The organism is Geobacter hydrogenophilus, from assembly GCF_018501225.1.
In the GTDB taxonomy this organism is placed as follows: Bacteria; Desulfobacterota; Desulfuromonadia; order Geobacterales; family Geobacteraceae; genus Geobacter; species Geobacter hydrogenophilus.
This window is the reverse complement of sequence record NZ_JAHCZI010000005.1, coordinates 226,813-249,641: the sequence shown is the minus strand read 5'-3', so window position 1 is coordinate 249,641 and position 22,829 is coordinate 226,813. Positions and strand designations below refer to the sequence as shown.

The 22,829-nt window shown below is 63.8% G+C and carries 20 protein-coding genes; 11 read left to right on the top strand and 9 right to left on the bottom strand.

Annotated elements, in window-relative coordinates:
- The first annotated feature begins 162 nt into the window (after positions 1-162).
- Together KI811_RS10900 and KI811_RS10895 are read left to right on the top strand one after the other, a co-directional pair.
- Positions 163-3,714 carry an AsmA family protein gene (locus KI811_RS10900; protein ID WP_214186499.1) on the top strand — a complete coding sequence of 1,184 codons (3,552 nt, stop codon included), beginning with the start codon at positions 163-165 and terminating at the stop codon, positions 3,712-3,714.
- 78 nt (positions 3,715-3,792) lie between these two features.
- Positions 3,793-4,458 (top strand): DUF1318 domain-containing protein, encoded by a 666-nt coding sequence (locus KI811_RS10895; protein ID WP_214186498.1) that lies wholly within the window; start codon positions 3,793-3,795, stop codon positions 4,456-4,458.
- 59 nt (positions 4,459-4,517) lie between these two features.
- Here the strand turns inward: KI811_RS10895 and KI811_RS10890 are convergent, their stop codons facing one another.
- Positions 4,518-5,876 (bottom strand): MATE family efflux transporter, encoded by a 1,359-nt coding sequence (locus KI811_RS10890; protein ID WP_214186497.1) that lies wholly within the window; start codon positions 5,874-5,876, stop codon positions 4,518-4,520.
- 265 nt (positions 5,877-6,141) lie between these two features.
- Here KI811_RS10890 and KI811_RS10885 point away from each other — a divergent pair, with 265 nt between their 5' ends.
- The 3 genes from KI811_RS10885 (at position 6,142) to KI811_RS10875 (ending at position 7,791) form a co-directional block, all read left to right on the top strand.
- Entirely contained in the window at positions 6,142-6,606 is a 465-nt protein-coding gene (locus tag KI811_RS10885; RefSeq protein WP_214186496.1) for a MarR family winged helix-turn-helix transcriptional regulator, read from the top strand.
- Positions 6,607-6,673: 67 nt separating this feature from the next.
- Positions 6,674-7,006, top strand: coding sequence for a DUF1904 family protein (locus KI811_RS10880; RefSeq protein WP_214186495.1), 333 nt, complete (start codon positions 6,674-6,676; stop codon positions 7,004-7,006).
- Positions 7,007-7,056: 50 nt separating this feature from the next.
- Positions 7,057-7,791, top strand: coding sequence for an SDR family oxidoreductase (locus KI811_RS10875; protein ID WP_214186494.1), 735 nt, complete (start codon positions 7,057-7,059; stop codon positions 7,789-7,791).
- Positions 7,792-7,889: 98 nt separating this feature from the next.
- On the opposite strand, the gene KI811_RS10870 is transcribed toward KI811_RS10875, so the two are convergent.
- Positions 7,890-8,333: a single-stranded DNA-binding protein gene (locus KI811_RS10870; protein WP_214186493.1), complete on the bottom strand. Its 444-nt coding sequence runs from the start codon at positions 8,331-8,333 to the stop codon at positions 7,890-7,892.
- A 142-nt stretch (positions 8,334-8,475) separates the two neighbouring features.
- Here KI811_RS10870 and KI811_RS10865 point away from each other — a divergent pair, with 142 nt between their 5' ends.
- The 6 genes from KI811_RS10865 to KI811_RS10840 are packed head-to-tail and all read left to right on the top strand — an operon-like array spanning position 8,476 to position 14,057.
- The gene (locus tag KI811_RS10865; protein ID WP_214186492.1) at positions 8,476-9,180 is read left to right on the top strand and encodes a lysophospholipid acyltransferase family protein; all 705 of its coding nucleotides are present in this window, start codon (positions 8,476-8,478) and stop codon (positions 9,178-9,180) included.
- Position 9,181: 1 nt separating this feature from the next.
- Positions 9,182-9,361: a hypothetical protein gene (locus tag KI811_RS10860; protein WP_214186491.1), complete on the top strand. Its 180-nt coding sequence runs from the start codon at positions 9,182-9,184 to the stop codon at positions 9,359-9,361.
- A gap of 6 nt (positions 9,362-9,367) precedes the next feature.
- The gene (locus KI811_RS10855; RefSeq protein ID WP_214186490.1) at positions 9,368-9,784 is read left to right on the top strand and encodes a tetratricopeptide repeat protein; all 417 of its coding nucleotides are present in this window, start codon (positions 9,368-9,370) and stop codon (positions 9,782-9,784) included.
- 5 nt (positions 9,785-9,789) lie between these two features.
- Positions 9,790-11,466, top strand: coding sequence for a ribonuclease J (locus KI811_RS10850; RefSeq protein ID WP_214186489.1), 1,677 nt, complete (start codon positions 9,790-9,792; stop codon positions 11,464-11,466).
- A gap of 2 nt (positions 11,467-11,468) precedes the next feature.
- On the top strand, positions 11,469-13,751 hold the full coding sequence (locus tag KI811_RS10845) for a DNA translocase FtsK (protein WP_214186488.1): 2,283 nt from the start codon (positions 11,469-11,471) through the stop codon (positions 13,749-13,751).
- A gap of 6 nt (positions 13,752-13,757) precedes the next feature.
- The gene (locus KI811_RS10840; RefSeq protein ID WP_214186487.1) at positions 13,758-14,057 is read left to right on the top strand and encodes an MATE family efflux transporter; all 300 of its coding nucleotides are present in this window, start codon (positions 13,758-13,760) and stop codon (positions 14,055-14,057) included.
- Positions 14,058-14,147: 90 nt separating this feature from the next.
- Here KI811_RS10840 and KI811_RS10835 read toward each other — a convergent pair whose 3' ends face one another.
- The 7 genes from KI811_RS10835 to KI811_RS10805 are packed head-to-tail and all read right to left on the bottom strand — an operon-like array spanning position 14,148 to position 22,319.
- Positions 14,148-14,936, bottom strand: coding sequence for an NADH-quinone oxidoreductase subunit B family protein (locus KI811_RS10835; protein ID WP_214186486.1), 789 nt, complete (start codon positions 14,934-14,936; stop codon positions 14,148-14,150).
- 22 nt (positions 14,937-14,958) lie between these two features.
- Positions 14,959-15,756, bottom strand: a complete 798-nt coding sequence (locus KI811_RS10830; protein WP_214186485.1) for an IclR family transcriptional regulator — start codon at positions 15,754-15,756, stop codon at positions 14,959-14,961.
- A 47-nt stretch (positions 15,757-15,803) separates the two neighbouring features.
- Positions 15,804-17,309, bottom strand: coding sequence for a hydrogenase large subunit (locus tag KI811_RS10825; RefSeq protein WP_214186484.1), 1,506 nt, complete (start codon positions 17,307-17,309; stop codon positions 15,804-15,806).
- Positions 17,306-18,739 (bottom strand): proton-conducting transporter transmembrane domain-containing protein, encoded by a 1,434-nt coding sequence (locus KI811_RS10820; protein ID WP_214186483.1) that lies wholly within the window; start codon positions 18,737-18,739, stop codon positions 17,306-17,308. Before KI811_RS10820 ends, KI811_RS10825 begins: the two co-directional genes overlap by 4 nt.
- Before the next feature lie 3 nt (positions 18,740-18,742).
- Positions 18,743-19,381 carry a hydrogenase gene (locus KI811_RS10815; RefSeq protein ID WP_214186482.1) on the bottom strand — a complete coding sequence of 213 codons (639 nt, stop codon included), beginning with the start codon at positions 19,379-19,381 and terminating at the stop codon, positions 18,743-18,745.
- A 3-nt stretch (positions 19,382-19,384) separates the two neighbouring features.
- Positions 19,385-20,293 (bottom strand): respiratory chain complex I subunit 1 family protein, encoded by a 909-nt coding sequence (locus KI811_RS10810; RefSeq protein WP_214186481.1) that lies wholly within the window; start codon positions 20,291-20,293, stop codon positions 19,385-19,387.
- 16 nt (positions 20,294-20,309) lie between these two features.
- Positions 20,310-22,319 carry a proton-conducting transporter transmembrane domain-containing protein gene (locus KI811_RS10805; RefSeq protein ID WP_214186480.1) on the bottom strand — a complete coding sequence of 670 codons (2,010 nt, stop codon included), beginning with the start codon at positions 22,317-22,319 and terminating at the stop codon, positions 20,310-20,312.
- Positions 22,320-22,829: the final 510 nt, after the last annotated feature.

Below are 22,829 nucleotides of genomic sequence, written 5' to 3'. Positions count from 1 at the left end.
ATCATACATGTGATAGGAAACCCCGCCGGTGCGGGGTTTTTTCATTTTTGAACCCTTGGGGGAAAGCTCCGGAGGGTCTCTCATTTCAGGCCGAACGACCAGGTGCCCTTGTCAACGGCCCCTATCCCGGTTACAGTCTCGTCTCAGGAGGAAGATGCCGCGATGACCCCTGCCCTGGAGCCACCACCGATGCCTCAACCGGTACGACGCCGTACCCTTGCGTGCATTCTGGCAGGCGTTGCGCTCTTCATCCTCTTCGTTCCCGTCGCCTTCAAGCTCTATCTGACCTCGCCCCAGGCGGCCAGCCATCTCTCCCGCCTTCTCACGGACTCCCTGCGCTCCCCAGTCACCGTTGCCGCCCTGGAGACCCGCGGCGGTACGGTCGTTATTCGGGGCCTTTCAGTGGCCAATCCCCCTGGCTTCTCCGCCGCCCCTCTGGCTGTCGTCGACACCCTTGCCATTACTCCCCGCTGGTTTGGGCTCCTCTGGGGTGACCGCAGGTTCAGGCGCATCGAAATCCGCGGAGCGAGGGTTGTCGCGGAAAAAAACAGGGGCGGGGTTTGGAACGTGGCGGAACTGCAGCGTCGGTTGCCGAAAAAGAAAGCTCCCGCTGGGGAGACGCGAATCGACGAACTGATACTCAGCTCCTGGTCGGTGACCGTGGAGGGACGGAGCGTTGCGGGCATTGCATTCCGGATCAGGGATCTCGCCACGCGGGGGGCGACCGATTCACGACTGGATCTGGCCTTCGCAGACGGTGCCGGCAACCGCTACCGGATTGAGGGGAGCGCCCGTCCCGGTCCGACGTCCGCCTTCGACCTGGTGCTCACGGCCCCTTCCCTGACCCTTGCGCCCCTTGCTGATGTGATCAAGCGCCCTGAACTGTCCCTTGAGCAGGGGACCGGCGCCCTGCGGCTCAGGGTGGCGCTTGAGGGGGGAGTTCTCAGGGCGGACGGGACCATGGACTTTGTCAAGATCGCTGTCAGGGGTAGAAAAGGGACTCTCCCCCTTGCCGGTCGCGTGGGCCTTCAGGGGGACTATGATCTCCGGCGGGACGAGGCCCACGTTGCAAGCCTCGCCATAACCCTTGCTGATCTCGCAACGGCCCGGGTTGCCGCTATTGTGAGCGGGGTGCGGAAGGAGCGGGCTTTTTCCGCCGATGTCAGCCTGGACGAGATGGATCTGAAGCGCCTTTCCCCCATGGTCGCCGCCATGACAGGGCGCCCTCTTTCCCTGGCCGGGGAGGTGGGAAGCCGGAATCTCCGTATTGCCGGCGACGGTGCCCGGGGGATGACTGCCATTGAGGGGGGCGTCGTTGTCCGGGACGCGGCGGTTTCCCTTGGCGGTCGCCTCCTTGTCAAGGGGGTGGAAGGGATAGCTTCCCTGGCGACGGCCCCCGGGGGGATCCTTGCCAAGGGAACGTTCTCCACCCCGCGAAATACGGAAGATGCCCTCGTCGAGAAGATTGAGCTTCCCTTCGCCCTGCTCCTGACACCCCGGTTCAAGCCCCTGGATGTCCAGGTGCCGTCACTGGCGGCCCGCATCATGGGGGTGCCGCTCACCGGGCATCTCAGTTTCAGGCCTGCTGCGCAGCGCCCCTTGCTTGCGTCGCTCCGGGTTCCATCCACGTCCCTCGTGCTCCTTTCGCCCCATCTGTCGCGCTACGGTCTTCACCCCACCAGCGGCACAACCTCTCTGACTCTCGACCTCCAGGGGAAGGGGGCGGCGGATTTCGATGGTGAAGCCGCCATCCGGGTCGATTCCCTGGCGGCTGACGTGCAGGGGAAGCGGGCCATCCTCGGCACAGGGGAGGTACACTCCCGCTTCAAACGAAGCGGAGAGCATCTGTCTGCCACGGGTACGGCTCGGTTCGACGGGGCGGAATTCAACGGGAACGGAGGACGAATCAGCACCACCTTCTCCTTTGCAGACCGGGCCCTTACCCTGGAAGACGTCAGGGGGAGTCTCGCCGCAACAAGTATCTCCGCCGGCCGCGCGACCCTGACGCTTCCGGCCGTGAAGGCGGGAGCTGCTCCGGAGCCTCGCCCCCTCTTCCTCCAGTTGACGGGCGGAGCAGTCCGCCGGGGCGATGTCGAGGCAACGGGCCTTTCGGCCTCGCTTCGGGGCAGTCTCCATGCCGATCCCAAGGGCCGCTGGTTCGAGGGGGAAGGAGCCGTTTCCGCCGAACGGCTAGCCCTCCGGGGGGCCCCGGTGGGGGCGCCGTCGCTTCGGATCACCCTGTCGCGGAGCGCAGGGGAGGTGGAACTTGCTGGAAAACTCCTGGAAGGAGCACTGAGCGGTCGGGCATCCTTCGATCCCCGCTCGCCTGCAACGGGCGCCTCCTTTTCCCTGGGGTTGAAGGATGGGAAGCTGGCGCTCGCGAGGACGCTTCTTCCCGGAAAGCAGCCGGTAGCCTTGGCCGATGGTTTGGTATCCGGAATCGTCGCCGGTTCATTTGCCCGCGCCGGCGGGCTGTCGGCCCGGGTCGAGTTCAGCGCCGACGGCGTCGCCCTGGCGGGGGAGGGGGGGAAACGCCTTCTCTCGGGCGGGGGAGCACGTCTCACCGGTCGGGTGGAGGGGGAGCGGGTCGTATTGCAGGAGAGTTCCGCCACCTTCGGAGAGGGGGCCACCCTCCGGCTGCGGGGGGAGATGGAGCGGGTTCTCTCGCCCCAGCGGGCCGGGCGTCTCGCCTTCTCCCTCCCCACGACTCCCGTTGACCGCCTCATCGATCCGGTAGTGAACGCACTTCCCCGTTTCATCCAGGAGGCGACCGTCGCGGGGAACGCGGCAGCCGAGGGGACCGCCGTGCTGAAAGGGAAGGAGGGAAGCGTCGACGGTACTCTCACCCTCACTGGGGTGAGCCTCGACGTCCCGTCCCAGAAGCTTCTGGTGAGCGATGTGCGCGGCACCGTCCCCTTCTCCCTTGAGTCCTCCCCTGGCACGTACCGGCGAGCCCGGGACGACGTGAAATTCACCAAGGAGAATTTTACGCGACTTCTGGAGCGGTTCCGTCAGACACCGACGGCTGATCAGACCCTGACGATCGGCAAGCTCCGTTTCGGTCCCCTGGAACTGGGAGAGACGACGGCATTCCTGCGGAGCGCCAATGGAGTCGTGGAGCTGACCTCCCTGCGTTCGGGCCTTTCGGGAGGGGAAGTGCTCGGCAGGGGGTTCGTTGCCATGAAGGGGGGGCTTGCCTACGGCTGCGATATCCTGGTGTACGACCTGAGCCTGCGACGTTTCTGCGATGCCATCCCGAAAATCAAGGGATATGTCTCGGGCCGCCTGGACGGAATCGTGAGTCTCCAGGGCGCGGGGAAAGAGCTGGCGGGACTTGATGGCGTTACCGATCTCTGGGCACGGAATACGAAGGGAGAGACGATGCTCCTCTCCAAGGAGTTTCTCCAGCGGCTCGCCGGCAAGAAACTGAAGGGCTTTTTCTTCCGGGACGACCGCCCGTTCGACCGCGGCGAAGTGAGCGCCTACCTGGAGGATGGCTATCTCACCTTCACGATTCTGGACATTTCCCATACGAACCTGCTCGGAATGCGGGATCTGAGCGTCACCGTGGCGCCGGTTCAGAACCGGATCGCCATTGACCACCTCTTCAGCGCCTTGAAAGAGGCGGCGACCAGGGGGAAGGCGGTCTCGCGGGGAGACGAGGCCCCTGCGGCCGAACCCCCCGTCCAGACCGACTTCCAGTGGCGTGACTGAGGAACACGCACTTGCGCTCCCATCTCCGGGCAGATGTGGTATAGTACCGGCAGTACCTTGCGAAACGAGGAGGAATCCATGAAACGAACCATCATGAAAGCTCTGCTGGCAGGACTTTTCGGCATGCTTGCCGCCTGCGCCATCATCACCGTCAATGTCTATTTTCCCGAAAAGGCGGTGAAGGAGGCCTATAAATCCCTTGACGAGATGCTCCTGAAGCCGGGGGAAGAGAAGCCTGCCCCAGACGGGCAGAAGCCAGCCGAAGAAAAACCGGCGCCAGTGCCAGGGCCCCAGAGCAAACTTCTGAAGGGGTTCTCCTCCTTTGCCCTGGTTGGGGAGGCCTTTGCCGCCGATAACTACGCGGATCAGCTGGCCATCGAGATTTCCGGCATGCCTGAGGTGCTGAAGGCCTATGACGAGATGAAGGCGCGGCTTCCGCAGTTGGACCTCCTGCGGGACCGGGGCGTGGTTGGGGAGACCAACCAGGGGCTCGTGACGGTCCGCGACAAGGGGAAGGCCACACCCCAGGACGAGGCCCTGGTCAAGGTGGAGAATGGGAACCGCAAGACGGTCATCACCGCCATGGCGCGGGCGATCCTGAAGCTCAACAAGCAGCCCGAGTCCAAGGCAGCCATCGGCCAGGTGCTCCCCAAGGCGGCTGCCACCTATGCCGATGCCAAGCGGGAGGCGGCAAAGCCGGGGTGGTGGACTCAACTTGCCAACGGGAGATGGGTCCAGAAATAGGAAGAGATCGATATGCGTCGGACGAGGAGGGCGGGGAAGATATCCCCGCCTTTTTTGTGTCAGATGACAACCGTATGGAGGTCGCGCTGCCGGTACCGCCACCAGAAGGCGACGGCCCTCGCGTACCAGTCGATGACGAAGACCCCCCAGACGGCGTAGAGGGAGAGGTGGAGCCAGTCGGCTGCCACCCATGAGAGGAAGACCCGCACTCCCCACATGGTGCCGAGGGTCACCAGGAAGACGTAGAAGGTGTCGCCGGTTCCCCGCAGGCTCCCGGCGTAGACGAAGGAGAGGGCCAGGGGGACCTGGGCGAAGGCCACCAGCCGCAGGAAGACGACCCCCTTCTCGATGACCGCCGGGTCGTGGGTGAAGAGCCCGATAAGGGGCCCGGGCACCGCCAGAAACATGACCGCCATGGCTCCCATGACCATGACCGCCAGGCGCAGCGCCTCACGGTGACTGATCCGCGCCCGGCGGTATTTTTTTGCCCCGAGGGCCTGTCCCATGAGGGTGGCCGCGGCGATCCCCATGCCGGCCCCGGGCATGAAGGAGAGGGACTCGATGGAGAGCCCGATCTGGTGGGCCGCGTAGGCGGCGGTGCCGTAGCTGATGATGAATTTCGAGTAAAAGAGCTGCCCTCCCTGCTGGGCGACCCGCTCCAGGGCCACGGGCCACCCCACCCGCCAGATGCGCTGGAAGAGCCCCGTGTCGGGGCGTCCCACCCGGATATAGCGGAGCCTCATGGCCTGGATCAGGAGGTAGAAAAAGCCGATGGCCTCGGAGGCGTTGATGGCGATGGCCGCGCCGGTCACCCCCATGGCGGGGAGACCCAGCTTGCCGTAGATGAGGGGCCAGGCCATGAGCACGTGGAGGACATTCACGAGGAGAATGGCGGTCATGGGGGTCCGGGTGTTGCCGGTGCCGTGCATGACTGCCGAGAGGATGTTGAGCCCCGTGGTAAAGGCCAGATAGAGGAAGACCAGCCGGGTGTAGCCGGCGGCCAGGTGGAGGACGTCATCCTTCGCGCCGAGAAAGGCGGCCAGATCGCCGCTGAAGAACCACCCCAGGGTCGAGGCAACCGCCGTCATGGCGGCGCAGGCGAGGCAGGCGGCAAAGGCGGCCCGGCGGGCTTCCCGGCGCTGTCCCGCTCCCCAGAGGTGGGCGATCACCACCGTGGTGCCGGTGGCAAGCCCCCAGAAGACCGTCATGGTTACGAAGACGAGGAGTTGGCCGAGCCCCGTGGCCGCAATGGCCGCGGCCCCGAGCCCCCCCACGAGGAAGATGTCGACGATGGCCACCAGCCGCTGGAAAAGCGACGAGAGGAGGACCGGGAGCGACAGGTTCATGACATTGCGGCGGATGGAGATCCGCTTTTTCCGCTCCCTGAAGTGTCGTGCCGTAAATCCTCTTCCCTTCATCCCGTATTCCCTACCCCCCCCTCTGTCAGTCACGGTGCTCTTGTCTCGCGGCCCATATCATCAGACCATCGTCTCTTTCCGTGAACGTCATGCCTTCGCCTGGGACTATGCGGTTCTCCCCTACGATTTGCAAGCGCTTTTTGCGCGGGGCCCGGGCTGGTTGCCCCAACAAAATGGTGTCGCGCAGGCTAGGCTGACGCGGAACAAGAGTGTATCAGCAGGAAAATAAATTGTGAACAAATAAATAGTATGCTATTTATATTGAATGAACCTGTCTGACGAAACCATCGGTCGCAGTAACCTCTTTTATCGGCTCGGCCTCCTGACACGGCACTGGCGCCAGGTCCTGGATACCGAGTTCCAGTTCGCCGGCCTGACCGACGCCACCTGGCGCCCCCTCCTGCACCTCCATCTCCTCGGGGATGGGACTCGGCAGAAGGATTTGGCGGCGTCGATCGGCATCGAGGGGCCCTCCCTCGTCCGTCTCCTCGATACCCTCATCGCCAAAGGGCTGATAGAGCGTTCGGAAGATGTCACGGACCGCCGGGCGAAGCTGCTCAACCTGACTCCCGAGGGACGTGTGATCGTGGCTCGGATCCAGGAAACGGTGACGGCTTTGGAAAACGATCTCCTTAGCCCCTTCAGCGACGACGAGATTGCCCGGGTGGCGGAATTCATCGAGCGGCTTGAATCCACCGTGAACGGGGCCCGGCGGAGGGGAAAGAGATGATGCGCCGCGCAGTCCTGCCGATCCTGTGGCCGAGCCTCGCGCCGTGGCGGGACTCCAGGGGAGCCCCATGCCCTATCTGAGATTCAAGGGATTCGACGAGGGCTTTCTCCGGAAGCTGGGTCCCCTGGTCGTGGAGGAGTTCTCCCGCGTGGCGGCCGTTCCGCAGGAAGTGGTCAAGATCGAGCTGCTGAACATCGTGCAGATAACGGCCACTCCCCGCTCGCTGGAGATATTCATCTTCCCGCGGGAACAAAAAAAACATGATGCCATCGCGGCAACCCTCGCCGGCATCCTTGGCCGGTACGGCTACGACGATGTGCATATCTTCTTTGTCCTTCTCTCCCCGTCCCTCTACTACAAGGAAGGGATCCCGCTCAATAACGTCAGCTGGCTTCCCTGATGAACGCATGCCGTGGAGGCTTTTCACTGCTTACCGCGAAAGGAGTCATTATGAATCTCGAAGGTAAAACCGTTTTGGTTACCGGTGCCAACGGTGGCATCGGCGGAGCCCTTGTCAGGGCACTGCTGGACAAGGGCGTTGCCAAGGTCTACGCCGCCGCTCGGAGTACCGACGCCGTGGCTGAATTGGCCCACGGTGGTGACGACAGGGTTGTCGCGCTCCGCCTTGACGTGACCCAAGCAGCAAGCGTGGCCGGTACGGCGGAGCAGTGCCGGGACGTGGACCTGCTCATCAACAACGCCGGCGTCAACCGCTGCACGGGGTTCATGGGCCCCAGCGCCCTTGAGGACGCCCGGTTGGAGATGGAGGTCAACTACTTCGGCACCCTGGCCATGTGCCGGGCCTTCGCGCCGGTGTTGGCTTCCCGCGGCGGCGGGGCCATCGTGAACGTTTGCTCCATCATCGGGCTGGTCAATCTCCCCGTCAACGGGACCTACAGCGCATCCAAGGCCGCGGGGCACTCCCTGTTGCAGGGGCTCCGTGCCGAACTGGCACCCGAAGCAATCCGGGTGATCGGCGTCTATCCCGGACCGGTGGACACGAAGATGACGGCGGGGCAGGAGATGCCCAAGGCAACGCCGGACCAGGTTGCCGCCGCGATCCTGGCAGGGATAGAGAAGGGGGATGAGTACATCTTCCCCGACCCCATGTCTCAGCATGTCCATACCATGCTTGAAAAGGACTCCCGGCAGGTGGAGAGGGATTTCGGGGCGATGGCCGGCTGACAGTTCTGAAATGCCATCTAAACGCAAGAAAGCCGCAATTCCGTGGAACTGCGGCTTTCTTGCGTTTGTGCTGTATAGCTTAAGTTAAAAGGGTCCGACTAGAAAGGAATATCGTCATCCGGGTTGAACGCCGGCTCGTCGTAGGCGGGACCGCCGCCAAAGCCGCCTTCCTGGCCGCCGCGTCCGCCGGAGCGTCCGCCGCCCCCCTCCCCCTTGCCGCCGAGCATCTGCATCCGCTCACCGACCACCTCCGTGCTCCAGCGGTCGCGGCCGTCCTTGTCCTGCCACTTGCGGGTCTGGAGGCGCCCCTCGATAAAAACGGTGCGCCCCTTGGCCAGGTACTCGCCGGCGATTTCCGCCTGGCGGCCCCAGAGGACCACGTTGTGCCATTCGGTCTTCTCTTCGAACTCGCCGTTCCTGTTCTTGAATTTCTCGCTGGTGGCGATGGAGAAGCTGGCGACTGCCGTGCCACCGGGGGTGTAGCGGACCTCGGGATCCTTGCCGAGATTGCCGATGAGCATTACCTTGTTGAGACTTGCCATAGGAGCCCTCCTTCGGGGCGTTGATGTATGCCGAAAACCGCTGCAGTGTATAGGAATAGAGGGGGCTCTGGCAAGTTATATTTGGTTTGACGAAGTGGGGAAAAAGTCGTAAGGTTAACCGGATTTGCTTCTGGAGTTGTTGATGCTTAACGGTTTGATTTATTTGGCATTTTTTGTGCCGCTCACCGCCTTTTTCAGCGTGCTCGCCATGCTCGGCGGGCTTGTCGATTCCAAGGGGGGATTGGCCCACCGGTGCGCCCTTGCCTGGGGCCGTGCCGGCCTTATGATGGCCGGGGTCCGCCTTCGGGTGAGCGGCGCGGAGCAGGTGCCGGCCGGGGAGCCGGTGATTTTTATGGGGAACCACCAGGGGAATTTCGACATCCTCGTCCTTTCCCGGGCCATCCCGCGCCGTTTTTCGTGGCTGGCCAAGGAGGAGCTCTTCCGCATCCCGCTTTTCGGGACCGCCATGCGGCGGGCCGGCTACATTCCCATCGACCGGAGCGACGGGCGGAAGGCCCTGCGGAGCCTCGATGCTGCGGCAAAGAGGATCAGGGCCGGGGCCAGCGTCATCGTCTTTCCCGAGGGGACCCGGACCGTCGACGGATCGCTCCTCCCCTTCAAGAAGGGGGGCTTCATCCTGGCCGAGCGGGCCGGCGTCCCGATCGTCCCCTTCACCATCAACGGCAGCATGCGGGTAAACCCCCGCAATACCTGTAAACTTGTCCGCGGCGCGGAGATCTCCGTCCGGTTCGGCGCACCGATACCGACTTCCGGCAGCGGAGCCCTCAAGGGACAGCCCCTTATGGACCAGGTGCGGGACTCCATCCAGGACGGGCTGGAGCTTTAGGATGCAACTATTCTCCATTGCACTCATCGCCGTGGGGTTTGTGGCTCTGGCCTGGGGGATGCCGGCTGCTCACCGGCTGGCAACGCCGTGGGATATTCTGACCGCCTTTGCCGCGCTCTGCGGTCTGGTTGCCCTCCTGCTTGGCACCCTCCTTGCCGTTGTGCCGGGATTTTTCGGATAGAGACCTGTGATCGAACGGACCAAGAACATCATTGCCAACGTGACGGTAATCGCTGTCATTTCCCTCATCCTCATCGGGGGGAATACCTGGTGGCGGCAGCGTACCCAGTTCCAGCGGGGCGAGGCGGCCCTGGCCGGCCGGGACTATCTGGCCGCCATCGCCGGTTACGAGGCGGCAATCCACATGTACACGCCGGGAAGCTCCCTCGTGGAGCGGTCGGCACGGCGTCTTTGGGATATGGGTGGGGAATTCGAGCGGGTCGGGGACCTGGATCATGCCCTCATCGCCTACCGGTCCCTCCGGAGCTCCTTCTACGCGGCCAAGTGGCTTGCGCAGCCAGGCCGGGAGTGGATCGAGGGGTGCGACCGAAAGATTGCGGAGATTCTCGGCCGGCAGGGGTATCCCCCGCCCGCCCCGAGGTAGGTGCCATGGAAACTGAGCAGAATCAGCCTACCGGTCTGCGCGTCATCCCCTTGGGAGGGGTGGGTGAGATCGGCCTCAACATGATGGTCTACGAGTATGGCGACGACATCATCGTGGCCGACTGCGGCCTCATGTTCCCCGAGCCCCACATGCTCGGCATCGATATCGTCATCCCCGACATCACCTACCTGCGGGAGCGGGCCGACCGGGTGCGGGGGATCTTCCTGACCCATGGCCATGAAGACCACATCGGAGCCCTTCCCTACGTCCTTCCCGAGCTTTCTGTCCCCATTTTCGGCACCGCCCTCACTCTCGGCTTTGTGCGGGAGAAACTGAAGGAGTTTGACCTCGACAGTTCCGCGGACCTGAGCGTGGTGAAGCCTCGCGAGTCGGTAACCGTCGGCCCCTTCAAGGTGGAGTTCATCCGGGTCTCCCACTCCATCGTCGACGGCTGCGCCCTGGCGATCCGTACCCCCGAGGGAGTGGTGATCCATACCGGCGACTTCAAGATCGACCAGACCCCCGTTGACGGCGAGCTGACCGACCTGGCCTCCTTTGCCCGCTACGGCTCCGAGGGGGTCCTGGCGCTCTTCTCCGACTCCACCAACGTGGAACGGCAGGGGTACACCCTGTCGGAGCGGCTGGTGGGGGAGGCCTTTGACGAGATATTTCCCCGCTGTCCGGGACGGATCATCGTGGCGGCCTTTTCCAGCAACATCCACCGGGTGCAGCAGGCAGTGGAGTCCGCGGCCCGCTGCGGCCGCAAGGTGCTCCTGAACGGCCGCTCCATGATCGCCAACGTGGCCATTGCCCGGCAGCTGGGGTACCTGCGGATCCCCGACGATGTGCTGATCGACCTCCGGGAGATGCCGCGCCTTCCGCCGGAGCAGGTCTGCATGATCACCACCGGCTCCCAGGGGGAGCCCATGAGCGCCCTGACCCGCATCGCCATGGACGACCACAAGCAGATCAAGCTGGAGCCGGGGGACACGGTTATCCTCTCCTCCCGCTTCATCCCGGGTAACGAAAAAACCATCTCGGACCTCATCAACCACCTGTACCGGCGGGGGGCCGAGGTCTTTCACGAGAAGGTGTCCGAGGTGCACGTGTCGGGCCACGCCTCCCGGGAAGAGCTGAAGCTGATGATCAACCTGGTGCGGCCCAAATTCTTCGTGCCGGTCCACGGCGAGTACCGGCACCTGGTGAAGCATGCCCGGCTGGCCCAGCGGGTGGGGGTCCCGGAGGAGCGCTGCCTCGTGGTTGAGAACGGCGCGGTGATCCGCTTCGCCGACGGAGCGGCCGAGGTGGCCGGCAGCGTCGCGAACGGCCGGGTCTTCATCGACGGCAAGGGGATCGGCGACGTGGGGGAGGTGGTCCTCAAGGACCGCAAGCACCTCTCCGAGGACGGGATGGTGGTGGTCATCATCTCCATCAACCCCCAGACGGGGGAGATTCTCTACGGTCCCGACATTGTCTCCCGCGGGTTCGTTTTCGAGGACGAGAGCCAGGAGTACCTGGACGAAACGAAGAAGATAGTTCTGGATCTCCTGGCCGGGATGTCGCCGGAAGTCCTCAGGGACTGGAACGAGGTGAAGCAGGAAGTGCGGCGCATCCTGAGACGTTTCTTCAACAAGACCATTGAGCGGCGGCCGGTGATCCTGCCGCTGATTATAGAGATGTAGGAATGGACGAACAGATCGACAAGAAAGAAAAACTGAAGAAGGAGATCCAGGGGATGGCCCTCGGCGCGCTGGGGCTCTTCATCCTCATTGCCCTTGTGTCGTTCAATGCCGGCGACCCCTCGTCAAATACGTACAATTCTGAAACAGGGGTTCACAATTTCGGCGGTAGATTGGGAGCGGAGCTTTCCGACCTTCTCATCCAAATCGTTGGGCTTGCTTCTTATGCCGTCCCAACGGGTATGCTCTATCTTTCGTACAAGCTTCTGCGCTTTAAGGAATTGCGTTGGAAAAATTATAAGGCGGTTGCCTTTATTACGCTGTTGATCTCATTGTCGGCATTGTTCGGATTTTTTAAGCCCGACACGGTCTTTCTTGGTCAAAAAGTCCTCACCGGCGGTGCCGTAGGTACTAAGACGGCATCGTTCCTCAAGACCTACTTCGGCATCCCCGGGGCCATCCTCATCATTCTCCCCCTCCTGGCCGCGTCGGCCATGGTCCTGTCGCGCTTCTCCTTTGTCCTCTTCGCCGACTGGTGGTTTGCGAACCTGAAGGAGCGCTGGGCCCGACGTCGGGAGCGGCAGGAGCTGAACCGTCAGCTCCTCGATACGGGGGAGAAGCCCGAGAAGAAAAAATCGCCGGAAATCAAGCCGGTCCACGTGGCGGTTCCCCCCTCGCCGCCGGTCCAGAAGAAAGAGGAGAAGAAGGAAAAGGCCAAGACCGCCCCACTCCAGGAGGCCTTTGACTTCATCAAGGCGGAAGGGGACCACCGCACTCCGCCGCTGTCGCTCCTCGACACCCCTCCCCAGACAGAGAAGCGCCTCGACCGCGACATCCTCACCATGAACGCCCGGCTCCTGGAGAAGAAGTTCAAGGATTTCGGCATCGACGGCGAGGTGGTGGAGATCTGTCCCGGCCCGGTCATCACCATGTTCGAGTTCGCCCCGGGCCCCGGCATCAAGGTGAGCCGGATCGCTTCGCTCTCCGACGACCTCTCCATGGCGCTCCAGTCCATGTCGATCCGGATCGTGGCCCCCATTCCCGGCAAGGGGGTGGTCGGCATCGAGATCCCGAATCGGGAGCGGGAGACGGTTTTCCTCAAGGAGATCTTCAACGGCGAGGAGTTCCACGGCAGCAAGATGAAGCTCCCCCTGGCCCTGGGAAAAGACATCGCCGGCGCCCCGGTGGTGACCGATCTGGCCAAGATGCCCCACCTCCTGGTGGCCGGCGCCACCGGCTCGGGCAAGTCGGTTTCCATCAACACCATGATCCTGTCGCTCCTTTACACCGCCACCCCCAGGGACGTGCGGGTCATCATGGTTGACCCGAAGATGCTGGAGCTCTCCATCTACGAGGGGATTCCCCACCTCCTCCTTCCTGTTGTCACCAATCCCAAGAAGGCTTCCCTGGCCCTCAAGTGGGCCGTGGAGGAGATGGGACGCCGCTACCGCCTCATGGCCGACAAGGGGGTGCGGAACATCGGCTCCTACAACCAGTGCCTCGAAAAGGAGGAGAAGGAGGCCGAAGAGCTCAAGGCCCAGGGGACCGTGGTGCTGGACGAGGTGGTGGACGAGCCCGCGGACGACGAGGAGGCGATCCAGCAGTTCCTGGCCAAGCAGGAGGAGCTTGAGCATGGCCACCTGCCGTACATCGTCGTCATTGTGGACGAACTGGCCGACCTCATGATGGTGGCCGGCCGGGAGATCGAGGAGTCCATCGCGCGTCTGGCCCAGATGGCCCGGGCCGCGGGCATCCACCTGATCCTCGCCACGCAGCGGCCGTCGGTGGACGTCATCACCGGCCTCATCAAGGCCAACTTCCCGGCCCGGATCTCCTTCCAGGTCTCCTCCAAGATCGACTCCCGGACCATCCTCGACACCAACGGCGCCGAGTCCCTCCTGGGGGCCGGCGACATGCTCTTTCTTCCCCCCGGCACCGCCAAGATGCAGCGGGTCCACGGGGCCTTCGTCTCCGACGCCGAGGTGCAACGGGTGGTGGACTTCCTCAAGAAGCAGGGGAAGCCGGTCTACGACAAGTCAATCCTGGAGATGAAGGAGGAGAGCGGCTCCGGCAGCGGCGACGACGAGGACATGGTGGACGAGCGGTACGACGATGCTGTCGCCCTGGTGGCCGAGACGCGCCAGGCCTCCATCTCCATGGTCCAGCGGCGCCTGCGGATCGGCTACAACCGCGCCGCGAGAATCATCGAGCGGATGGAGCAGGAGGGGATCGTCGGGCCGTCCGACGGGACCAGCAAGCCCCGGGAAGTCTTCATCAACAAGATCTGAGCCGTCATGAACGACTACCTTCTTCCCCTTTTCATCCTCAATCTCATCCTCACCCTTGCCGACGCCGCCATCGGCTACCACGTGGCCCCGGCGTTGATGCGACGGTTCACTCCCGATCCGGAAACGGCGGAGCTGTCGGTCCGGGGGATGCGGACCATGCTCGGGGGGGTGGTGGCCCTCTACATGTTCTTCAACTGTCTCGGCTACTTCCGGCAGAACGGCGTCATGGTCGTGGTAGTGACTGTCGTCGTGGTGGTGGATATGGTGGCGCAGTTGGTGGTGCGGCGGAGGATCGGGAAGGGGTAGGGTAGGGGCGAAACTACTGGGAAAGACTTGAATACTTTGAACGCGACGGGATTTCCCGCCGCGTTTTTTTATGCAGGCAGCCGGATGTTCCTACTCCTCAAGCCTCCCCAGGAGCCGCAGGAGACCGTCGAGGATGGTGAGGGGGTGGGGTGGACAGCCGGGGATGTAGAGGTCAATGGGGATGAGACCGTCGGCGCCGTTGTGCACATCGGGGGAGTCGATGAAGGGGCCGCCGTTGATGGCGCAGGCCCCGGCGGCGATGGCGATTTTCGGCTCGGGGATCGCTTCCCAGGTTTTGAGGAGGGCGAGGCGCATGTTCTCGGTCACCGGTCCGGTGATGAAGATGCCGTCGGCATGGCGCGGTGAGGCAACGAACTGGATGCCGAAGCGCCCCAGGTCGAAGCCGACGGTGGAGAGGACGTTGGTGTCGGCCTCGCAGGCGTTGCACCCCCCTGCCGAGACCTCCCGGAGCTTGAGGGAACGCTCGAAAAGGGAACGCCTCGCCTCGTCCAGGGGGGCGGCGAGCCTGCGGATCTCTCCGGACCGGACGATGAGGTCTTCCCGCCGGTTCACGGCCAGGCGATGGTCGTTCGTGAAAGAAATGGCTCCGTGGGGGCAGGCGCCGGCGCATTCAGGACAGAAGAGGCACTTCCCCATGTCGAGGGAGAGTCGTGTCCCGGCCCCCGGTCCCTGATCCCCGGTTCCGGCCTCTATGGCTCCGTGGGGGCAGGCGTTGGCGCAGTCGGCGCACCCGACGGGACACTTTTCCGGATCCAGGAGGGGGGCCCCCCGGAAGAGTTCCGGCAGTTGCGCCGGCCCGGCGGGGTAGGCGATGGTTCGGTGTCCCTGGTGACGTCTGGCGAATAATGCCTTGAGCATGGTACGCCTCCCCTGTGGGGACCTATTCCGTTGCGGCCCCGCTGTAGCCGAGTTTGACGGAGATGGTTTCGGCGGCTTTCTGGGCCAGGGGGACCAGTTCCGTGGCGACGCGTTCGTCGGAGAACCTCATGGTCGGCCCTGAGATGATGACCGCCCCGACCGTTTCAGTCCGGTAGTCGCGGATGGGGGCAGCCACCCCCCGGACTCCGATTTCAAGCTCCTCGTTGTCGATGGCGTAGCCGGCGGCGGCGATTTCTTTCAGGTGCTCCCGGAGCCGGGTGGCGTCGGTGATGGTGTTGGGAGTGAAAGGGACCAGTTCCTTGCGGGCCAGGTAGCGCTCAAGCTTCGGTTCGGAGAGGGAGGCGAGCATCACCTTCCCGGCGGCGGTGCAGTAAGCGGGAAGCCGGGAACCGAGCCGGGAGACGACCCGGACCGTGGCGCGGCTTTCGACCCCGTAGAGATAGATGCTCAGGTTTTCCTTAAGAATGGAAACGTAAGCGGTTTCATCGCACTCCCTGACCAATTCCTCGAGAACCGGTTTTGCATAGGGAAGGAGCGCCATCTGGCGGATCATGGTCTGGCGGATCTCGAGGGTCTTGAGTCCGAGCCGGTAGTTGCCGGTGACCCGATTCTGTTCCACGTACTCCCGGGCCTCCAGGGTAGCCAGGAGCCGGAAGACGTTGTTCTTGTGGAGCCTGAGCCGCTTTGCCAGTTCGGTTACGCCGAGCTCGGACACCCCTTCTCCGTGGAACTGTTCCAGGAGATCGAGTGCGTGTGAAACGGCGAGGATCATGTAGTCGGACTTGTCTTTTTTCTGCACGGGTTGCCTCTGTAGGGTGGAGTGAAAAAGCAAACCCATCTCTTATATCACAAATCAAACCCGCAGTAGGAGAGATTAAAACTCTTGTTGCAGAGGGGGAAGTCGGAAATCTGCTGATTCCGCAGGGCCAGGGCGAGTCCGGTCCAGTTGTGGAACGACGGGTCGACCACCTTGTAGCGGGCAAAACGGCCGGTGCCGTCGGTGATGGCAACGTGGCAGATCTCACCCCGCCACCCCTCGGTGAGGGCCACGGCCACACTGTCCGGCGCAGGGGTGGCGGTATTTTTTACGGATGCACCGCCCGGCAATTGGCGGAGCTGCTCCGCCACGAAATGGAGGGAAGCCTCTGCCTCGCGCCAGCGGACGTGGGCCCGGGCAAAGACATCGCCGCTTTCCTCGACGGCCACGGTTACCGGGCTCACGCCGTAGATGCCGAAGGGGGTATCCCGCCGCACATCCCGGTCGATACCGCATGCCCGGGCCGCCGGGCCCACGAGGCCGATCTCCCGGGCCGTCTCCTGACTCACCTTTCCCGTTCCCTCGAAGCGGGCCATGACCGACTGGGTATCCCAGAGGAGCCCCACCGCATTTTCCAGATCGTCGCTTGCGGCGGTGAGCCGATCAAGGATTTCACCCGCCTGCCGCTCGCTCACGTCGAAACCGATGCCGCCGGGGCGCACGATCCCCCTGCCGAAGCGGCTCCCGCAAAGGTGAGCCGTCATGTTGAGGAAATCCCCCCTGATGCGGCCGCAGAAGGAGGCGGTGGGAAGATAGGCCACATCCCCGGCCAAGGCTCCCAGGTCGCCGGCGTGGTTGGCGAGCCGTTCCAGTTCCAGGGCGATGGCCCTGATGATCTCGGCCCGGGCCGACGGAACCGTTCCCCCGAGGGCTTCCATGACCATGGCATAGGCCAGGGCGTGGCCGATGGTGGTGTCTCCGGCGATGGTCTCCATCTGGAAGAGGGTTTTCGGATGGGGGCCCTTCAGGAAACCCTCCTCCACCCCCCGGTGCTGGTAGCCGAGGGCAATCTCCAGGCTGAAGACCTCTTCGCCGTGACACTGGAAGCGGAAATGCCCCGGCTCGATGATCCCGGCGTGGACCGGCCCCACCGCCACCTCGTGGATCTCCTCCCCCCCCACGCGGTAGTAGTCTGAGTCACCCACCACGTTTTCTCTCCCTTTCCGTGACGGCATGAAGGGGTGGTGGAACCGGACCGGTTTGGGCCAGGGGTGGGCCTCGGGGGTGATGCCGCACTGTTCGGCGATCTCCCGCTCGAAGAGGTGGAGTTGGGGGACGAGACGGCAGATGGAGGGAAAGGCCATTCCCGCCTCGGTTCGCATGAGCCCCAGAAGCCCGTCGTTGGGGGCGGCCATGAGGCACCAGAGGGTGGCGCCGGCATCGGTGGGGACCCCGAAACAGGAGGCGACCCGCCATCCCCGGTCGGTGGCGTCGATAATATCCTGGAGGAACTGTTCGAGGGGGAGGAGCGGCACCGAGGCCACCGGCACCGCCTCTCCGTTGCGCAGGCAGATGAGGGAGAAGGTGCGGGTCATGGCACGTTTCCTCCGAGAAGGGCCGCTCCTTCCGTGATGAGTCGGCTGAGTGGTTCCGGTATCCAGAGGCCGAGCATGAGGACGACTCCCATGAGAATGAGCGGCGGCACCACCGTGAGGAAGCGGTCCCGGTAACCGGTATGTTCGATGCGGCTCGATTCCCCCATCACCACCGGCAGAACCGTGCGCGCCATGCCAAGGAAGATCGCGGCCAGAAAGAAGAGGATGAGGCCGCCAATCCACTCTCCTCCTTGGGTCATGGCGCTGGAGATGATGGAAAATTCGCTCACGAAGAGGCCGAAGGGGGGAGAGCCGGTGACGGCGAAGAACCCGGCCAGGAAGAGCCCTCCCGACCAGGGGAGGCGCCGCAGTGCCCCCCGCACCTGCTCGCACCGCTTGCTGTTGTAAGAACGGTGGATATTGGCGGCGGCCAGGAAGAGGACTCCCTTCGTGAGGCTGTTGTTCACCAGATGGAGGAGTGCCCCGGCCAGGGCCCCTTTGCCGAGCCCCAGGGCCACGGCCAGGATTCCCACGTGCTCAACGCTGGAGTAGGCGAGCATCCGCTTGAAGTCGGCCTGGCGTGCCATGAAGACGGCGGCCGTGGCCATGGAGAGGAGGCCCATGAGAACGAGGGCGTCCCGGTGGAAGGTGGTCCCGTTGGCCGCCATGCAGACCTGGTAGGCCCGCAGGAGCCCCACAAAGGAGCAGGTCACGAGCCCTCCGGCCAGGAGCCCCCCCACGAGTCCCGGCGCTTCGCCGTAGGCATCGGGCTTCCAGGTGTGGAGCGGCGCGAGCCCCATCTTGGTTCCGTAGCCCACGAGGAGAAACACGAAGGCCGCCTTGAGCCAGGCGGGGGAGAGAAGCCGCGCATTGGCCACCAGGGGCTCCAGGAGGAGCGTCGGCTCGATGCGGGCCACCACGGTGGAATAGGCCAGGAAGAGGAGCCCCAGGAGCGCCAGGGCGATCCCCACGGAGCAGATGAGCATGTACTTCCAGGTGGCCTCGATGGAGCGGGCGTTGCGGTTGAAGTAGAGGAGGGGTGTCATGGTGAGGGTGGTCGTCTCGATAGCCACCCAGAGGAGCCCCAGGTGGTGGGCGAAGGCCACCAGGGTCATGGCTGAAAGGCAGACCGGCAGCATGGCGCAGAGGAGGCGGTTTGGCCGCTCCCGCCGGTAGGCGAGATACTCCACGGCATAGAGGCCGGACGCGAAAAAAAGGATGCTCACGGAGAGGAGCACGAGCTTCCCGATGGCGTCCAGGTGGAGCCATCCCCCCGGCGAGGGGGCCGCGGGGGAGAGTACTGTCTCCAGGGTCAGGGCCAGGTGGAGCGCCCCGGTGATGGGGAGGGTCCAGGGGCGGCCCCTGTCCGAGGGGATGAACCATGCGGTGAGGGCTCCCAGAAGCGGTATGAGCAGCAGGCCGGCGACCATGTCCTAATCCCTGAGCGTGGTGAGCCGCGACGTGTCGATGGACGAGAACTCGCGACTGATCTGGTTGATGATGATTCCCATGACGAAGATGCCGACGATGAGGTCCAGCAGGACCCCTGCCTCCACCATGACCGGCATCGCCTCGGTCAGCAGCAGCCCGAAGAGGAAAATGCCGTTTTCCAGCATCAGGTAGCCGATCACCTGGGAGATGGCCTTGCGTCGGGTCACCAGCACGATGAAGCCGGTCAGGAGCGTGGCTATGGCCGCCGGCACGAAGAGGAGTCCCTGGTGCTCCGGAGCCAGGGGGAGGCGGGCGGCGAAGACAAAGGAGAGCCCCGTCGTGATGGCGCCGATGAGGAGCGTCGGCACATACCCCAGGTAGGGTTCCATCTCTCGGGATATCCGTGCCCGGACAATGGCGCCGGTCAGAAGCCACGGGATGATGATCCCCTTTGCCAGGATGAGGCCGCCGGTAATGACCACCAGGTGCCAGGAGAACGAGTGGATGAGGACCGGGAGGATGCCGAGGATGACCCCTTGGAGGGCCACGGCGCGGATCGCCACGGCCAGGCGCCCCGAGCCGAGGGCAGCGAAGTTGATGAGCATCACAAGGACTATGAGCTGGTCCACCAGGGAAGTCATGGTCTACCTCAGCACCAGGAGTAGCGAGAACGCCGCCAGGATACAGGCCGCCGCCAGCATCTGGGGGACCTTGGGGAGCCGAAGCCGCGCCATGACCGATTCCACCATGCCGATCCCCACGGCCAGCATCAGCATGGCGATCACGAAGAGGACCCAGTCCACCAGGGGGATGCCGGTGGCGTAGGGGAGGGCGATGTCGGTGAACAGGGCACCCAGTACGAAGAGCTTCAGGGCCGCCCCGTAGAGGATGGCGCCGAAGAGGGGGCCACTGTGGTCGAGCACCATCACCTCGTGGATCATGGTCAGTTCCAGGTGGGTATTGGGATCGTCGAAGGGGACCCGGCAGTTCTCGGCCAGGAGCACGATGAAAAGGCTTCCCACCAGGAGGAGGAGCGATGCGCCGGCCGAAAGCCAGGAGGTGGCGGCAGTCCCGGTCAGCATGGGGGTCAGGGAGAGGGAGCCGGAGAGCCGCGCCAGCACCGCCAGGGAGAAGAAAAGGGCTGGCTCGGCCAGGCAGGCGAAGGTGGCCTCCCGGGCCGCACCCATCCCCTCGAAGCTGGAACCGGTATCCAGGGCCGCCGCCGTGGTGCAGAAGCGGGCCAGCCCGAAAAGGTAGGCGAAGAGTATCATGTCGCCGCTGAAAGAGAGAGGGGGGCGGTGCTCCCCGAGGGGGATCAGGAGCGAGGCTGCAAGCGTTGCCGCCAGGCCCACCACTGGTCCCGCCCGGAAGACCCAGCTCGTGGTGTCGCTGAAGACCGACCCCTTGCGCACGAGCTTTGCCAGGTCATAGTACGCTTGAAAAAGCGGTGGACCGGTGCGGCCTGCGAAGATGGCCTTGGTCCGGTTGATCACCCCGAGCAGCAGCGGCGGCATGAGCAGGGTAATCAGGATATGGATAACGGCGTTGACCATTCCCTTCCCGCTCCTTTTAATAGGCCCATGCCAGCAAGAGCGCCAGCGTCACGAAGATGTAGAGGATGTAGAGGTGGAGCCGGCCGTGCTGGAGCTTGCGGGCCAGGGAGAACCGTCGGTCCATGGCGGCGAGGAGCGGCGCCATGACCAGTTCCAGCACCGCTTCGGGAACATGGCTCGAAAAGGCGCTCTTCCCCGGGAAGAGGCCCTGAACCTGGGGCGGGTGAACCCGGGGACGGAGCACTGCGGCGAAGAGGTTCACGAACATCTCGGCAAAGGAAGAGGCGGTGTACTGCATCCGGGCAGTGGGACGGGCAAAGCCGCAGTCCCAGGTGCCGGCTCTCCCCCGAGGCTGATCCGTTACCCGCTTCCAGAGCCAGGCGCCGATGCCGAGAATCGCCAGAAGAAGGACGAGCCCCATGAGGGTGATCCAGCCGAACGGCGCTGCTTCCGCCAGCCGGATGCCGGCAAAGGGAAGCTGGGGGCTCCAGGCAAAGAGAGCCGGCTCCAGAAGGCGCGGGAGTGCCACGGGGAGGAGGCCAATGGCTGCGCAGAGTATGGCAAGGAGCAGCATGGGCCCCCGCATGGCCCACCCCGGCTCGTGGCATCCGGCCGCGTCGGCCGACCGGGGCTGTCCCAGGAAGACCGTGCCGAATACCTTCACGAAGCAGAGGACCGCCATCCCCCCCACCATGGCCAGGGCCGGCGCCGCCAACCCCAGCAGGGGGGCCGCGGCCCCTTTTTCCTGCACGAGGCCGGAGAAGAAGCCGAGATAGACGAGAAGCTCACTCACAAAGCCGTTCAGGGGGGGAAGTCCGCAAATGGCCACGGCGCCGGTGAGAAAGAGGGCTGCGGTCCAGGGCATCCGTCGGCCCAACCCTCCGAGGCGGTCGATCTCCCGGGTCCCGGCCTCGTGAATCACGGCACCGGCCCCGAGGAAGAGGAGGGACTTGAAAAGGGCGTGATTCAGGACATGGAGGAGCGCCCCCCCGAACCCGAGGACCACCAGGAGCGGCAGTCCCGCTCCCCTGCCGATGAGGGCAACGCCGAGCCCCATGACGATGATGCCGATGTTTTCGATGCTGTGGTAGGCAAGAAGCCGCTTCAGGTCGTGCTGTCCCACGGCAAAGGCAACCCCGAGGATTCCCGACACAATCCCCGCCATAAGAAGAACCATTCCCCACCAGGGCGGGACCATCCCGAAGAAGGAGAGGATGCGGACTATGCCGTAGATTCCCATCTTGATGAGGACCCCCGACATGAGGGCCGACACGTGGCTCGGTGCGCTGGCATGGGCGCCCGGGAGCCAGACGTGAAGCGGCATCACCCCCGCCTTGAGGCCAAAGCCCAGGAGAGCGGTCACGAAAATGGCGGCCCCAAGGGGAGTTGTTCCGTCCAGTGCCGTTGCTGCGGGAAATGAAAAGGAACCGGCAGTCGCTTTCAGCAGGGAGAAGCAGGCGAAGAGGGTGAGGGTGCTTGCGTGGGTTGCCACGAGATAAATGAGGGACGCGTCGCGAACCTCCTGTTCCAGGTCGTCGGTGGCGAGGGCAAAGTAGGCGGAAAGGGCCATGATCTCCCAGAAGATGAGGAAAAGGACTCCGTTCCGGGCTAGGGGGATGAGTGTCAGCGAAGAGGCGAGCATGCCGAAAAAGAAGGTGAGCCGCGGTGCCGTGCGGGGGTGGTGGCTGGCGGGCCAGTAGCCTGTGCCGTACACGGCGCAGCACGCGCTAACAATGAAGACCGGAAGAAGGAAGAAGGCGGAGAGCGGGTCGATGCCGGCCTCAAGGGGCCCGAAGGGGAGCGAGCTTACGAGGGTGTAGGAGGCGGTCCGTTCGGTGAAGAGTGTTGCCAGGGCACCGATGATTCCCAGGATGGAGCCGAGAACGACGGTGAGGGAGGCACATTTCTGCCCCCAGTCCAGCTTCTTGGGGAGGAAAAGGCCCGGAATGCCCGACGCGCCGATCAGGAGCGCGCCGGCTATGACCAGGCTGACAGGATTGTCAGGCCCTGCCGTTGATGCTTCCATGGATGGTCTCCGGGAGAGGCGGAAGCGCTGTGTGTGGTCGCAGCACTCGCGGTGTGACGCCATTTTACTGGTGCATGCCTTTGCGGACTATACGTCCTCAGGGGAACTGCGTCAATAGTCAAGTGGAACCTGCCGCTGACGATGAAGGCGCGCAATGGCAGGTGAGACAAGGTTTTGCTTGGGGGATATCGTTGGGATGGATTTGCGATAATTCCTGTTGACAAAAGAGGAGGAATCGGATTACTTATAAATCTGTACGACCTCATTTTTGTCCATTGGAAACATCCCCGGCGTTCTTTCATTCCTTTACAAATCAGGCGCTCCACTCAACACCATAATCAACGCGCGTCGCTATTCGGAAAAGTTACGACCATTCGATTACATAAGAGCACAGATTCCACGTATCCACAAAAGGTGCGTCTCCGCTTTCGTTACGTTCAGTCATCCAATGAATAACCCCGACAATGAGCCCGCCATCATTCAGCAACTATTCCGTTGCGCCCGTCCACA

What these genes read in the sequence shown, in the direction of transcription:
- KI811_RS10900 (WP_214186499.1), top strand. Translation starts at nt 163, where the DNA reads ATGACCCCTGCCCTGGAGCCACCACCGATGCCTCAACCGGTACGACGC.
- KI811_RS10895 (WP_214186498.1), top strand. Translation starts at nt 3,793, where the DNA reads ATGAAACGAACCATCATGAAAGCTCTGCTGGCAGGACTTTTCGGCATG.
- KI811_RS10890 (WP_214186497.1), bottom strand. Translation starts at nt 5,876, where the DNA reads ATGAAGGGAAGAGGATTTACGGCACGACACTTCAGGGAGCGGAAAAAG.
- KI811_RS10885 (WP_214186496.1), top strand. Translation starts at nt 6,142, where the DNA reads ATGAACCTGTCTGACGAAACCATCGGTCGCAGTAACCTCTTTTATCGG.
- KI811_RS10880 (WP_214186495.1), top strand. Translation starts at nt 6,674, where the DNA reads ATGCCCTATCTGAGATTCAAGGGATTCGACGAGGGCTTTCTCCGGAAG.
- KI811_RS10875 (WP_214186494.1), top strand. Translation starts at nt 7,057, where the DNA reads ATGAATCTCGAAGGTAAAACCGTTTTGGTTACCGGTGCCAACGGTGGC.
- KI811_RS10870 (WP_214186493.1), bottom strand. Translation starts at nt 8,333, where the DNA reads ATGGCAAGTCTCAACAAGGTAATGCTCATCGGCAATCTCGGCAAGGAT.
- KI811_RS10865 (WP_214186492.1), top strand. Translation starts at nt 8,476, where the DNA reads ATGCTTAACGGTTTGATTTATTTGGCATTTTTTGTGCCGCTCACCGCC.
- KI811_RS10860 (WP_214186491.1), top strand. Translation starts at nt 9,182, where the DNA reads ATGCAACTATTCTCCATTGCACTCATCGCCGTGGGGTTTGTGGCTCTG.
- KI811_RS10850 (WP_214186489.1), top strand. Translation starts at nt 9,790, where the DNA reads ATGGAAACTGAGCAGAATCAGCCTACCGGTCTGCGCGTCATCCCCTTG.
- KI811_RS10845 (WP_214186488.1), top strand. Translation starts at nt 11,469, where the DNA reads ATGGACGAACAGATCGACAAGAAAGAAAAACTGAAGAAGGAGATCCAG.
- KI811_RS10840 (WP_214186487.1), top strand. Translation starts at nt 13,758, where the DNA reads ATGAACGACTACCTTCTTCCCCTTTTCATCCTCAATCTCATCCTCACC.
- KI811_RS10835 (WP_214186486.1), bottom strand. Translation starts at nt 14,936, where the DNA reads ATGCTCAAGGCATTATTCGCCAGACGTCACCAGGGACACCGAACCATC.
- KI811_RS10825 (WP_214186484.1), bottom strand. Translation starts at nt 17,309, where the DNA reads ATGACCCGCACCTTCTCCCTCATCTGCCTGCGCAACGGAGAGGCGGTG.
- KI811_RS10820 (WP_214186483.1), bottom strand. Translation starts at nt 18,739, where the DNA reads ATGGTCGCCGGCCTGCTGCTCATACCGCTTCTGGGAGCCCTCACCGCA.
- KI811_RS10815 (WP_214186482.1), bottom strand. Translation starts at nt 19,381, where the DNA reads ATGACTTCCCTGGTGGACCAGCTCATAGTCCTTGTGATGCTCATCAAC.
- KI811_RS10810 (WP_214186481.1), bottom strand. Translation starts at nt 20,293, where the DNA reads ATGGTCAACGCCGTTATCCATATCCTGATTACCCTGCTCATGCCGCCG.
- KI811_RS10805 (WP_214186480.1), bottom strand. Translation starts at nt 22,319, where the DNA reads ATGGAAGCATCAACGGCAGGGCCTGACAATCCTGTCAGCCTGGTCATA.